The 12,490-nt window shown below is 41.1% G+C and carries 14 protein-coding genes and 1 pseudogene; 8 read left to right on the top strand and 7 right to left on the bottom strand.

Annotated features, from left to right (window positions below):
* Positions 1-2: 2 nt before the first annotated feature.
* Genes lolA through serS form a run of 4 tightly spaced genes read left to right on the top strand, consistent with a single transcriptional unit; the run spans position 3 to position 3,662 of the window.
* Positions 3-632: an outer membrane lipoprotein periplasmic chaperone LolA gene (lolA, locus tag AC5FX4_RS10405; RefSeq protein WP_493606331.1), complete on the top strand. Its 630-nt coding sequence runs from the start codon at positions 3-5 to the stop codon at positions 630-632.
* Positions 633-637: 5 nt separating this feature from the next.
* The gene (locus AC5FX4_RS10410) at positions 638-1,978 is read left to right on the top strand and encodes a replication-associated recombination protein A (protein ID WP_493606332.1); all 1,341 of its coding nucleotides are present in this window, start codon (positions 638-640) and stop codon (positions 1,976-1,978) included.
* Positions 1,971-2,351, top strand: a complete 381-nt coding sequence (gene crcB, locus AC5FX4_RS10415; protein WP_493606333.1) for a fluoride efflux transporter CrcB — start codon at positions 1,971-1,973, stop codon at positions 2,349-2,351. Before AC5FX4_RS10410 ends, crcB begins: the two co-directional genes overlap by 8 nt.
* Before the next feature lie 9 nt (positions 2,352-2,360).
* Entirely contained in the window at positions 2,361-3,662 is a 1,302-nt protein-coding gene (gene serS / locus AC5FX4_RS10420) for a serine--tRNA ligase (RefSeq protein ID WP_493606334.1), read from the top strand.
* A 178-nt stretch (positions 3,663-3,840) separates the two neighbouring features.
* On the opposite strand, the gene AC5FX4_RS10425 is transcribed toward serS, so the two are convergent.
* From AC5FX4_RS10425 to AC5FX4_RS10440, 4 genes are all read right to left on the bottom strand, one after another.
* Entirely contained in the window at positions 3,841-4,269 is a 429-nt protein-coding gene (locus tag AC5FX4_RS10425; protein WP_493606335.1) for a hypothetical protein, read from the bottom strand.
* The gene (locus tag AC5FX4_RS10430) at positions 4,253-5,290 is read right to left on the bottom strand and encodes an SPASM domain-containing protein (protein ID WP_493606336.1); all 1,038 of its coding nucleotides are present in this window, start codon (positions 5,288-5,290) and stop codon (positions 4,253-4,255) included. Before AC5FX4_RS10430 ends, AC5FX4_RS10425 begins: the two co-directional genes overlap by 17 nt.
* A gap of 11 nt (positions 5,291-5,301) precedes the next feature.
* Positions 5,302-5,883 (bottom strand): hypothetical protein, encoded by a 582-nt coding sequence (locus AC5FX4_RS10435; RefSeq protein WP_493606337.1) that lies wholly within the window; start codon positions 5,881-5,883, stop codon positions 5,302-5,304.
* 90 nt (positions 5,884-5,973) lie between these two features.
* Positions 5,974-6,285 (bottom strand): hypothetical protein, encoded by a 312-nt coding sequence (locus AC5FX4_RS10440; RefSeq protein ID WP_493606338.1) that lies wholly within the window; start codon positions 6,283-6,285, stop codon positions 5,974-5,976.
* 373 nt (positions 6,286-6,658) lie between these two features.
* Between AC5FX4_RS10440 and AC5FX4_RS10445 the strand changes: the two genes are divergently transcribed.
* Entirely contained in the window at positions 6,659-7,993 is a 1,335-nt protein-coding gene (locus tag AC5FX4_RS10445; RefSeq protein ID WP_493605013.1) for an IS5 family transposase, read from the top strand.
* Between the two features lie 149 nt (positions 7,994-8,142).
* On the opposite strand, the pseudogene AC5FX4_RS10450 reads toward AC5FX4_RS10445, so the two are convergent.
* Positions 8,143-8,439 (bottom strand): annotated as a pseudogene (locus AC5FX4_RS10450) (ISAs1 family transposase); the annotation flags it as partial.
* Here AC5FX4_RS10450 and AC5FX4_RS10455 point away from each other — a divergent pair.
* Positions 8,422-8,565, top strand: coding sequence for a hypothetical protein (locus tag AC5FX4_RS10455; protein WP_493607853.1), 144 nt, complete (start codon positions 8,422-8,424; stop codon positions 8,563-8,565). The pseudogene AC5FX4_RS10450 and the gene AC5FX4_RS10455 overlap by 18 nt on opposite strands.
* Before the next feature lie 103 nt (positions 8,566-8,668).
* On the opposite strand, the gene AC5FX4_RS10460 is transcribed toward AC5FX4_RS10455, so the two are convergent.
* Positions 8,669-9,028, bottom strand: coding sequence for a hypothetical protein (locus AC5FX4_RS10460; protein ID WP_493606339.1), 360 nt, complete (start codon positions 9,026-9,028; stop codon positions 8,669-8,671).
* Between the two features lie 170 nt (positions 9,029-9,198).
* Positions 9,199-9,612: a hypothetical protein gene (locus AC5FX4_RS10465; RefSeq protein ID WP_493606340.1), complete on the bottom strand. Its 414-nt coding sequence runs from the start codon at positions 9,610-9,612 to the stop codon at positions 9,199-9,201.
* Between the two features lie 397 nt (positions 9,613-10,009).
* Between AC5FX4_RS10465 and AC5FX4_RS10470 the strand changes: the two genes are divergently transcribed.
* Complete coding sequence (locus AC5FX4_RS10470) at positions 10,010-10,228, top strand: DUF1289 domain-containing protein (RefSeq protein WP_493606341.1); 219 nt, start codon at positions 10,010-10,012, stop codon at positions 10,226-10,228.
* A 167-nt stretch (positions 10,229-10,395) separates the two neighbouring features.
* Positions 10,396-12,459: a TonB-dependent receptor plug domain-containing protein gene (locus AC5FX4_RS10475; RefSeq protein ID WP_493606342.1), complete on the top strand. Its 2,064-nt coding sequence runs from the start codon at positions 10,396-10,398 to the stop codon at positions 12,457-12,459.
* Positions 12,460-12,490: the final 31 nt, after the last annotated feature.

A 12,490-nucleotide genomic window follows, 5' to 3' on the forward strand; every position in this document is an offset into this window, starting at 1 on the left:
GAATGAAACAGGTTATAATTAAAGCCGCAGCGTTATGCGCAAGTATGGTGATCAGTGGTCATGCGTTTGCTGACGCTGCCAGCGATTTAAAGTTAAAGCTTGAAAAAATCAATACCTTTCAAGCCCAGTTTTCTCAACAAGTGACTGATGAAGAAGGCTCGGTTTTACAGCAAGGCGCTGGCAATATCGCACTCGCTCATCCACTGAAAATTCGTTGGCAACAACAGCAACCTGACGAAACACTGTTGGTATCGGATGGTAGTAAAACTTATTATTACGACATGTTTGCTGAGCAAGTAACGGTGATGAAAACCACAAGTCTTATCAACACAACGCCGTTTGTACTATTGACCACGCGCGCTAATGAACAGTGGTCTAAATATCAAGTGGCTGAGACGGAAATCGGCTACAAAATCACGCCTAACGAAGGCGTAGAGTCTCAGGTCGAAGCGCTAGAGCTGGTGTTTGCGGAACAAGACACGTTAAAATCTATGAGCGTAAAAGACGTCTCTGGCCAGGTTTCAACATTTCGTTTTGAACAGAGTAAGTTGAATACGGAATTAGACACAGCACTGTTCTCATTTACCATGCCTGCTGACGTTGTAGTTGATGACCAAACACAAGGTGAATAATTCTTTTGAGTAATTTGGGTTTTGACTTTGCCCCAGATGTAAGACCATTGGCCGCGCGTATGCGGCCAACTTGTTTGGCGCAGTATATTGGTCAATCACATATTTTAAGCCCGGACCAGCCTTTGTATAAGGCGATTGAGGCCGGCCGCTGTCATAGTTTAATTGTCTGGGGGCCGCCGGGGGTGGGTAAAACCACCATTGCTGAAATTATCGCTCATCATGCTAGTGCGCAATTAACAAGATTATCTGCTGTTACCTCGGGCGTGAAAGAAATCCGCGAAGCGGTTGTTGAAGCCAAGAATCGACTCACACAAGGGCAACGTACCTTGTTGTTTGTTGACGAAGTACACCGTTTTAATAAATCTCAGCAAGATGCATTTTTACCTCACATTGAAGATGGCACCTTTATTTTTATTGGTGCGACTACGGAAAATCCCAGTTTTGCATTAAATAACGCGATTTTATCTCGAGCTCGAGTTTATACCCTGAAGGCATTGAGCGAGGACGAACTTGTCAGTGTGCTCAATCGCGCGCTTGAACAGGATGAGCAGCTCAGTCAACTTGAGGTAACAATGAGTAGTCAGGCTCTTCTGGCGCTGGCTAAAGCCAGTACCGGGGATGCGCGTAAAGCACTTAATTTGTTAGAGCAAGCGATAGACTTGGCACAGCGTAACGATAACCAAGTTGTGATAGACGAACAGGTGTTGGTGCATGTTTTACCCAGCCATTTAGCCAAATATGATAAGGGCGGTGACCTTTATTACGACTTGATTTCAGCCTTTCATAAATCGGTACGAGGCAGTAGCCCAGATGCCGCCTTATATTGGTATTGCCGCATTTTGGCAGGTGGTGGCGATCCGCTTTATGTTGCTAGACGCCTGCTTGCGATTGCCACAGAAGATATTGGTAATGCCGATCCAAGAGCGATGCAAGTGGCACTTAATGCATGGGACATATATCAACGCGTTGGCCCCAGCGAAGGGGAGCGTGCTATTGCTCAAGCAACCATATACTTAGCTAGCGCACCAAAAAGTAATGCAGTCTACATGGCATTTAATCAAGCGAAGCAAGATGCAATGAGTGACGCCGATCACGAGGTCCCTGTGCATTTGCGAAACGCCCCCACCAAATTAATGAAAGAGTTGGGATATGGTGACGAGTATCGCTATGCGCACAATGAGCCAGGTGCTTTTGCTGCGGGTGAAAATTACTTCCCAGAAAGTATCAAAGATAGGCAATACTACTTCCCAACTGAGCGCGGTCTTGAGAAACAGATAAAAACCAAATTAGAGTATCTAGCGCAACAAAATCAACAAAGCGCGCAAAAAAGGTATCAAGATGATTAAAATGTACCTCACCATTGCTTTTGGCGGCGCTCTGGGTGCCTGTCTGAGATTTTTCATTAACGATATAATGCTAAAACTCTTGGGTAAGGGATTCCCTTTTGGTACATTGACCGTTAATATTCTCGGTTCACTGTTAATGGGCATTCTTTACGGTTTAATCGAAAAACAAATTATTACCGTCAGCCCAGCCAAAACCTTAATCGGTATTGGATTTTTGGGCGCATTAACAACGTTTTCAACATTTTCCATGGATTCTGTGTTGTTGTTACAACAAGGACAGGTTCTGAAAATGGCTCTTAATGTCACACTCAACGTGGTTGTGTGTATTTTTATGGCTTGGTTGGGCCTTTGCTTGGTCATGCAAAAAGGTTAAAAATAGCAAATGTTAGATTCAAAATACTTACGTCAAGACATTGCAGAAGCAGCGGCACGCTTAGCAAAGCGTGGCTTTGATCTGGATGTTGAAGCAATCAACGCGCTAGAAGAAAAGCGCAAGGCATTACAAACTCAAACTCAAGAACTACAAAGTGAGCGTAACAGCCGTTCCAAAGCCATTGGTCAAGCAAAAGCAAAAGGTGAAGACGTACAACCTTTGTTAGATGCCGTGGCAAATTTAGGCGACCAACTTGCTGCTGCAAAAGAAGAACAAGACAATATTCTTGCGCAATTAAACGATATCGCAATGTCATTGCCAAACTTACCTGCTGATGAAGTGCCAGAAGGTAAAGATGAAAACGAAAACGTTGAGATTCTCAAGTGGGGCGAGCCGAAACAATATGACTTTGAAGTAAAAGATCACGTTGATTTAGGTGATACTCTGGGCAAAGGGCTAGACTTTGAAACAGGCGTAAAACTCAGTGGTTCTCGCTTTTCTGTCATGCGTGGCGGTATTGCGCGTATGCACCGTGCACTTGCGCAGTTTATGCTTGATACACACACAGACAAAAACGGTTATACAGAAATGTATGTACCGTTACTTGTGAACAAAGACAGCTTATTTGGTACTGGTCAATTACCTAAGTTTGCTGAAGACTTGTTTCACACTAAAGGTTTGGTAAGCGATGATGGTGTTGAGCAAGATGGCTTTAGCTTGATCCCAACGGCGGAAGTACCGTTAACAAACTGTGCGCGTGATGAAATTTATGACGAGAAAGAGTTACCAATTCGCATGACGGCACACACACCATGCTTCAGAAGTGAAGCAGGTAGCTATGGTCGTGATACACGTGGTCTTATTCGTCAGCACCAGTTCGATAAAGTTGAATTGGTACAACTGGTTAAGCCTGAAGACTCAATGGCGGCACTTGAAGAGCTAACAGGCCATGCTGAGCAAATTTTACAAGCGTTAGAGCTGCCATACCGTAAAGTCATTCTGTGTACTGGTGATATGGGCTTTGGTGCAACTAAAACTTACGATTTAGAAGTGTGGTTACCAGCGCAAAATACTTATCGAGAGATCTCGTCATGTTCAAACATGTGGGATTTCCAAGCGCGTCGTATGCAAGCACGTTTCCGTCGTCAAGGCGAGAAAAAGCCAGAGCTACTGCACACATTGAATGGGTCAGGCTTAGCGGTTGGTCGTACTTTAGTGGCTATCTTAGAGAACTATCAACAAGCAGATGGCAGTGTGGTTGTGCCTTCAGTGCTTCGTCCATATATGGGCGGATTAGAAGTGATCAGTTAATAGACTGCTTTTATTAAGTTAAAAAAGCGCTCATGGTAAAATGGGCGCTTTTTTATTATATGATCTAAATGATTGTAAATTAGCTTTAGAATAATTTATGAGAAATATGGCTTAGCGAACGAAATGGAGCCTATCTTACTTCGCTCAGAAAAAGCTATATTAAAAAATTATCTGTAAATTAGTTAGTCAACTTACTCTTAATGACTGATTCGAGTTTATTAGGTTCATTAGTGCCTAATCGAACGTTTTTTCCATCTTTCATTTTAATATGAACCGCTTTAAATCCTGACACATTGTAAAGCTTACCATTGCTGATTTCTCTTATGCCCCAGCCTGCATACCACGGGTTGCTAACTGAGTTAACTTGCTCAATTTGAGCTATTTCAATACTACCAGAAATTAACCCTAACCCCATTTCCCATTTTATTTCGCTATTAGAAACATTAATACTTAAGCTGTAAAAATTTACAGATATTGCAAGTGAAACAGCAAATAAAAAGTAAGCGATAAAGCTATTGCTTTTCATTATAAAAAGTGCAATGGCCATAATTAATATTATGATAAATAAAAATGAGAATCCATACTGAACATTATAATAATCTTCCATATTCACTCCTATTATTTAAGCGAGAATCTAGTCCATTTTTAGCTTTGTATCTGAGCATTACACTTGGTAAAAACTCTGGGTATCTTTGTTTTAACGTTTTAAGTATCTTTTCATCTTTGTGTAAATATACGCACGCTTGGCAATTATGATTCATTGTTCCTATATTGTTTGCAATGTAATCCTCTCCCATGAGTAATGCTATGACTCTCGCCGGACCATCAACTTTTATCCATATCTTCAGAAAATCTTCCAGTTGAGATTCATGGGCGACCTTTAAAAAGTCCTTCTTGTAAATATTACCAATTTTCATTTCATTGATATGTTCGAATGTTAGCCCACAGCAGCTAGATATTCTACCATGCGGTGTAATAACAATGTTTTCAAAGACTTGTTCGCAACCAGTATTAAGATCTTCTGGAGCGATTTGAAAACCACGATCGGTGTAGTCTTTTTGAAATGGCATCCACGTATTACTGTTAATAACTAATTTTTTCTTGCTGAGTAACTCCTTTATATCATCATTCTCTTCTAAGGAAGCTCTGCATCTAGAGTCATGGGAATCTTTTTCAACCATAATTAATGGCTTTACATTAAAATTAGCACAAGCTTTTACAGCGTTAATGATCGTACTTTCATCTACATACTTCTGATGATCCAGTCCAGTACTGAAATTAATTTCATACAGTCGTGCCGTAGATAGCTTTTTTGCTATTTTCATTGCGCTGCTTGTTGTTTTTGCCCAGTAACCATTGGTAACACACCTGCTTTTTAAAGCATAGGAGGAAACAAGTGCAATAGCAGAAAAAAGATCATCTTTTAGCGTAAAACACTCACCTCCACTAAAGACTACGTTTTGTAATTTGGGAAATGTAGCCACGGCTTCATTTATACAGTTACAGATTTCGTCAAGGCTTAGCTTTGATTTTAAGCTTGGATTTGACTCAAAACAGCATTCCTTGCAAGCAGCGGTACACCTATAGGTTGGCAAAATAGTGAGTGTCTTCGGTGATGGTAATTCCATTTTTCACCTACCTATAGACACTGAGGGTTATAGTTTGGAACTTCTAATGATGAGTCTATTTCAGCCATCGCGCTGTCAATTATGAACGACAGAGTTTCTTCATTTTTTATTAACCCAATGCGATAGGCTGCATTGTAAAACGCTTTTATTTCTAGCTTAGCTAGATCCCTGTATATATAGTTTTCAAAGCCATTAAACCCAGCTAAGTAGGCTGCATTCATTGCCGCATCTTTATTTTTTGCTATGCTTTTATCAGTTAAAGCAACAGTTCCAAATTGTTTAGTATCGTCTGTGTTTTCAGGGTGAGGGGCACTTTCACAAGTTCCACCCCACAGATAAACTGCCGCATATACTGCAGCAACAACTGCAGCGACAACGTTTGTGGCTGCCGCTACATTGACGGCAACTGCCGCAAACGAAATACATGTAACACAAATTTGTGGTTCTATGTTGTTAGCAAATTTTGAAAGGTCCGTTAAACCATTTTCGTCAAAAACATCTTTATACGTTGACTTATTTTCATTTAAAAAGTCAGCATATTTCTTCTCAAGAGAGCTGAAATCGTCTTTGCCAAGTAGTCCGTTGTCAATCATAATGTATAATAACTGCTCAAAGTCTTGTCTTTGAGTAGCATTTCTAAATTCAGGGAGCGCAATTAGTTCAAGTACTTTAATACTTGGATCTTACTCTATCTGCTCTTTATTAACTCCTAACTCTTGATATATCTGTGACTTATTTGCTGAGAAGTAAGATGCGTAGTCATGATCTTCAAATAATCGTCTGATCAGTATATTCAATTTATTTTCAATATTTGAAAACTGTGTATCTTTTATTTTTATTCTTAACGTATTCTTGGTTTCATTGAGATTGACCGACTCTTTGAGACTATCAGGAGTGCCGTAAAGAGCGTTACCTTCACTTGCAATAGCTTGAACAGGGATGATCAAAGATGCTCCCACCAGAGATAATGAGGATTTTTTAAAATTTTTAGACATGATTAAAGTTCCTTTTTAAGATACCTTGTAAGGTTAATGTTCCTTCCACTGCTCAACCACATAATGAGCAGCTCAAAAAGAAGAATAATCAAAGATTGAGGGAGTGCAAATTTTTTATTTCATTTTAGTTTTTTTATGAAATATTTAATTTTTTCTTTTATTTTTTATGAATTAGTTTTTTCTGATATTTGTTCTGTGCTTTTTAGGTGGATGGAAGGTCCGATATTTTTTGCATATAAGCTACAATTTAATTAGTCGACACTGAAAAACACTTAATGTATTGATCTTCTTGATGATCTAAACGATCTTACTATCCTCATTTTGCAAGGTTTGTTTTCTCACCCCTCAAAACCTTGCAAAATGGAGATTAAAAATGAAGCCAAAAGCGACCAACCATACACCACAAAAGCAGCTGTTCACGATCGAATTGATTGACCTCGTGGCGCCCAACCATGAACTGGTTAAATTGGCCAACATCATTGATTGGCAGCGTTTAGAAGCCGAATTTGGTCAACTTTATAGTGCAGATACTGGCGCATTGGGAAAACCCATTCGGTTATTGGCTGGATTGGAATATCTTAAACAAATTCATAAACTTTCGGATGAAAATACGGTCGCCATGTGGTGTGAAAATCCCTATTGGCAGTATTTTTGTGGGATGCAGTTTTTTACTCATCAGATGCCGTGTGACCCAAGTTCGATGGTTCGCTTTCGCAAGCGAATTGGCGAACAGGGTGCGGAATTGATGTTGTCGCTCACCGTCGATGTCGGACTAAAAGTCGGCGCGGTAAAAGAAAGTAGTTTGCGCGAAGTAGTGGTGGATAGCACCGTGATGGAAAAGAACATCAGTTTTCCAACCGACAGTAAACTGCTTGAACGATGCCGTAAAAAACTAGTCGACCTCGCCAAACACGCAGGTATCACACTGCGGCAAAGCTATGCGAGAGCAGGTGTGAAGGTCGCAAATTCAGTCAGTCGTTATGCGCATGCCAAACAATACAAGCGGATGCGTAAAGCATTGAAAAAACAAAAGTCGTATCTTGGCCGTGTGTTCCGCGACATTCTTCGTAAGTTAGATACCAACCCCTCAGCGGCGATGGTCGTTCAACTCCGCCAAGCTGAAAAACTGCTCAAGCAAGATAAATTCAGTAAATCGAAGCTGTACTCACTGCATGAGCCGCACGTTGAATGCATCGCGAAAGGTAAAAGTGCAAAACCGTACGAGTTTGGGGTAAAAGTCAGCGTAGCAACGACGGTGAAGGAACAATTTGTCCTATGCTGTCATGCCATGCACGGCAACCCTTATGATGGTGACACCTTGTATCGCACCTTGAAAATAGTCGAAGACGTCACCAACATTCGCCCGTTTACGTGTTTTGTAGACCGAGGTTATCGCGGTCATATGGCAGAGCGGTATGAAGTCTTTATCGCAGGACAAAAACGCGGTGTGACACCTGCGATAAAGAAAAAACTCAAGCGGCGCAATGGGATAGAGCCCATCATCGGGCACATGAAAAGTGATGGCCATTTGGGGTTAAACCGCTTGAAAGGCATATTGGGCGACAAACTCAATGCCATTTTAGCGGGTATCGGGCAAAACTTCAGAAAAATTCTAAGCCTATTGAGGCTTTTTTACGTCTGGATTTTATGTTGGTTGAAAATGTGTCTGAGTTGGAAAAATCGGACAAATATCGAATTGTCTAGCTAGACTTGCAGTGGATGAATTGGGAACGGAAAGGCTCGGTTAACTGGAAAGCCGAGATTTTCAGAATCGACTAATTAATCCACTCTAAGAGAGTGGTGTTTGTTTTCAATCTAGGGTGAGAGCCAGAGTGAGAGCATACTTTGTTAATTCCATTAACCAAAGATAAGTTCAGCCCTAAATTCATCGTCAAAGCTGGCCCGAACGCACTTACCACGTATCGAATCTTTACGGTCCGTGTGCTGCTTTACTAGATTGCGGACGACCCGTCTGAACAGCGCCATGTTTTCCGCCGAAATAGGCTCACTTATCTGGCAAGCATCTCCTTTAAATACGACATCCAACACCCAATGCAGTTGGTTCTCGATGTGCCAATGATGGCGGATGGCTTATTGTAACATCTGTGCATCTGGCTCGACGGAAGTGACATAAAAGTGTGTGTCTATTTTTGTTGTTGTCGTGATACACGTGGCCTTATTCGTCAGCACCAGTTCGATAAAGTTGAATTGGTACAACTGGTTAAGCCTGAAGACTCAATGGCGGCACTTGAAGATGCTGAGCAAATTTTACAAGCGTAGTAGTACCAGAGGTTCTTCGTCCATATATGGGCGGATTAGAAGTGATATAACTTGATCTCAATAAAGCGCCCGCAATATAGCGGGCGTTTTGCTTTTCGCATTTTTAATTAAGCGTGACCTCAAAGTGCGATTGTGCACAGATCTCATTGCCCGCAAATTCAATATATCCGCATATCCCATATTCTACATTTGTGGAGGAGGATTTAAGCATCAGGTTTCCTTCAAAAAAGCCTTGCTCTTTTATTGAACTGTTAATCTTATCGGCAGGAATGAATACCTCCAATGTACTGTTTGTGTTTACTGAGATGGGATCTAGAATCGTATTTCTTGCGACATAGAATTGTAAAGTTTGTGCCTGAGCACTACTGTTTTTTATCGTAACAGATACGCCTATCGGCGCAGTGTCACAGCCTATACTGAATAATTGAATTAGTAAAACAGGTAATAGATAGCGTCCTTTCACAACTGGCTCCTTTAATGCTATTTCCATGAAACCTTGGGTTGAAATGCTGTACAAAGCAATATAAATAAAATGAGATGTATGGAAAATGAATACAAATTTATTTTCAATGAGGCAAAAAACCAACGAGCCGATGCGCTCGTTGGTTAGCTAGAGAAATAGGTGATTTGTTCTTAGAAATGGAACTCGTGAACTGAGTAGGTATGTTCTTGGCCATCGCAATCGGTAGCAATTGCACTTGTCGGCTTGAAGTCACTTCCGATAAACCATTTTGCAGTCATACGTGAACCATCAGGGCAATAGTCACCCACTGTGTGTGCTTCGTAACGGCCAGCTGCGATGTCAGCGGGCTCATTTTTATTCCAATATAAGCGTACTTCATTGTGCGGTGGGATACCTGCAATTTGCTTGTAATAGACTTTCATGGGGTGCCAGCGAGTGACGAGTCCGCCACATGATGCTGATTGACACTTGAGATATACGTAGCTATATGAGTACTTTAGTACACCATCATCGCTTGAATTGGCCATGGCTGAACCTGATAGTAGTCCAAGTGAGAGTATCGAAGTTGCGAGTAGAGTTTTCATATTCTTATCCTTGTATTTAAAGTTTTTTGCTCGCGCACATGCAGCGCTTCTACTTTTTAATGTTTATTTTTTGTTTTAAGAATGTTTTATATGTAAAAATTTGTGTATTTTTCCTGTTCAAATAGTTGACCGTCCCTTTTAATGGAATTGCCAATAGATACTGTGAAGTTTTACAATTTTAAAAAAGCGTCTATTTGACTGATTTGCTGATGATTAGAGGGTCAGACACAGTCCTTTAAAAGAAAATCTCTATTGCATGTTGCTATGCAATACTCTTTTACAAATCATATGTTAGCTTTACGCGTATGCCGCTTTAGAGTGCAATGCGAGTGCATAAGCTGTGTTTGTTATTTAGCTGCTCAGTTTTATACTTAGTTTGAGATTAAAAGGCAGGAACATGCACGACGAAAAGAGCGACGAAGTACAAGTGGCTTCTCCATGCATACGTCATTGCTGTTTGGATGGTGATGACGTGTGTGTGGGTTGTTATAGAACATTGTCAGAGATATTGGACTGGAGTTATTGTAACTCTAAAGAACGCCAACAAATTCTCGCGCGCTGCAAACAAAGAAAAATAAAGGGCAACAGGAATACAAATTGCAGCGGTAAACAATGAGTCAGCTTTCTAATGGCTAAAGTGGGAACTTGTGTCACATAGCCGGAAATCGAGTAACGGACTTTCGCCGTTCAGAGGTTGCTCACATGTGACTTGCATGTCTCGTCTTTAGCAATTGCGCTTATGTACTATACTTTTTGTCAAGATATTCACTCACTAAGTGTTATATGGCTTCATTGCGCACCGTTTTGATAATACCTTTTTTTATTTATATGCCTGTGTTTGCCCAGCCGAGCGAAGATTCATTGGATATATTTTCACTTGCAGTTGAAGAGTTACAGCAGCTAGAAGTCACGGTAGCTGCACGCAAAAGCGAGCCTTGGCTATCTTCCTCTGGCACAGTCTACGTAGTTAGTCGCACTGATATCGAAAATTATGGCTGGCGTGACCTTAAAGAAGTACTCGCCAGCATCCCGAATATGGATTACTTCTATCAATGGAGTTGGCTGCCCGGTGGTCAACGGGGTTTTACTGGCAATATGTCAGGCACTTTAATGCTGATAGATGGCAGGGAAATGCAAAACTTGCTCGCAAATGAAGCATTTATTATGAATAACTTCCCAGCAAGTAGAATTGAGCGGGTTGAAGTTTTGCAAGGACCAAATTCAACCCTGTATGGTGGTAATGCAACACAAGGGGTGATCAATGTGATCACGCGTTTGGGCAGCGAAGAGAATGAGGTACATTTATTGGTCGGTGAAGTGGGCACACACCATGCCAACGTATTGCTCAATCATCGCCAAGGTGAAGTGAATCTTTCGTTGAACATGAGTTACTTCAGCAGCGATCAGGATTACGACGAGCTTCGTGAGTTTATTGTTGATACCCAAAAATTTAGCCGCAGTAGTAAGGATACGTTACGTAGCTTATCCACTAAAGAGTTTCGAAATAATGAACAAAATTATACGTTTGACGGCAAAATAACGTATCGAGATCTCTATATTGGTGGAAACATCAGTCGTGCTGAAAATGTCAGTGGCATTGAGGCTGTAACCTATGATTACGTAACGGGCGATGATTCCCGTCGAGGTTACGAAAATTATTATGTAGGCCAGCAGTTTCTTCCAAATGAGCGTTGGAACGGCACATTAGAAGTGAGCTATTTCAGAGAATATAAAGAAAAAGACAGACTTACTACGATTATTCCAGAAACGGCGACAGGCTACCGCGATTTAATTCAATATAATGAACGGGAAGATATAGGGCCTTCCGATCGCATTCGATTGGCGACACAGTGGCAGTATCAAGTTGATGAAAACACCGATTGGATTTTTGGCTATGATGGTTGGCGTACCGTTATTGGTAGAAAAGTAAAGTACCGCGATTCAAATGGAAAAATTACCTTATTTACGCCGCCAGAATGGGCTGAAGACAAAGAAAAATCAAAAAAACACGCCTTATATGGACAGTACTCTAAAACTTTTAACTGGGATGATAAGTTACTCAAAGTAAGTGGGGGGCTTCGTTATAATCGTCAAGACTTTACCAATTCTGCGTACTTACCCAGAGCAAGTATTGTATACCAACCAGATAGTGAGCAAGCCATTAAATTTACTTATGGTGAAGCATTCAGGCCACCAACAATTTTTGAATTCGATTTAGTTGTGGATGATGAACTCGAGTCACAAACCATGAAAATGGCTGAACTCAACTGGAGCCGCAGTTTTACTTGGCATGATGTAAAGCTTGCTAATATTTCAGCCATTTATCATATGAAGGCTGAAAACTTTTATGAGAAATTACTCGATCCCGTAACTGGGTTGTGGCGCACACAAATAACGGGCGAGCACAGTGTATATGGTTGGGAAAACCAGCTTAAATTTCAGGGTACGCGCTGGGGTGGGCAAGTGGCATTGAGATATGCGTATCCAGACGAAGAACAGGTTAATGGTCATCGCCAAGCGCTTAATATCCCTAAATACAAAGTGAAGGTCGGGCTGGTTTATCGGCTCAATGATGGTTGGAAAGTAGCAGGTTTTGTTGACCACTGGGCAAAAACTTATACCGAGGCAAATCTCTTGGGCGGTAAAGGCACACACATTGAACAAATTGATGGCTGGACGTCGTTCAATGTCCATGTGTTTAAGCAAAGTGGGCAATATCGCTATGGCATTTATGTAGAGAATTTATTTGATAAAGCCATTTACCATGGTAATGCCCGAGGTACCTCACCCGTAAAATACCTACAAGCACCCAGAAATATTCGTGCACAGTTTAGCTTTAAGTTTTGAAGTAGCTTGGAATTAGAAAAAGCGAAATATA

Source organism: Pseudoalteromonas sp. ATL1 (assembly GCF_058933015.1).

What these genes read in the sequence shown, in the direction of transcription:
- lolA (WP_493606331.1), top strand. Translation starts at nt 3, where the DNA reads ATGAAACAGGTTATAATTAAAGCCGCAGCGTTATGCGCAAGTATGGTG.
- crcB (WP_493606333.1), top strand. Translation starts at nt 1,971, where the DNA reads ATGATTAAAATGTACCTCACCATTGCTTTTGGCGGCGCTCTGGGTGCC.
- serS (WP_493606334.1), top strand. Translation starts at nt 2,361, where the DNA reads ATGTTAGATTCAAAATACTTACGTCAAGACATTGCAGAAGCAGCGGCA.
- AC5FX4_RS10425 (WP_493606335.1), bottom strand. Translation starts at nt 4,269, where the DNA reads ATGGAAGATTATTATAATGTTCAGTATGGATTCTCATTTTTATTTATC.
- AC5FX4_RS10430 (WP_493606336.1), bottom strand. Translation starts at nt 5,290, where the DNA reads ATGGAATTACCATCACCGAAGACACTCACTATTTTGCCAACCTATAGG.
- AC5FX4_RS10435 (WP_493606337.1), bottom strand. Translation starts at nt 5,883, where the DNA reads ATGATTGACAACGGACTACTTGGCAAAGACGATTTCAGCTCTCTTGAG.
- AC5FX4_RS10440 (WP_493606338.1), bottom strand. Translation starts at nt 6,285, where the DNA reads ATGTCTAAAAATTTTAAAAAATCCTCATTATCTCTGGTGGGAGCATCT.
- AC5FX4_RS10445 (WP_493605013.1), top strand. Translation starts at nt 6,659, where the DNA reads ATGAAGCCAAAAGCGACCAACCATACACCACAAAAGCAGCTGTTCACG.
- AC5FX4_RS10465 (WP_493606340.1), bottom strand. Translation starts at nt 9,612, where the DNA reads ATGAAAACTCTACTCGCAACTTCGATACTCTCACTTGGACTACTATCA.
- AC5FX4_RS10470 (WP_493606341.1), top strand. Translation starts at nt 10,010, where the DNA reads ATGCACGACGAAAAGAGCGACGAAGTACAAGTGGCTTCTCCATGCATA.
- AC5FX4_RS10475 (WP_493606342.1), top strand. Translation starts at nt 10,396, where the DNA reads ATGGCTTCATTGCGCACCGTTTTGATAATACCTTTTTTTATTTATATG.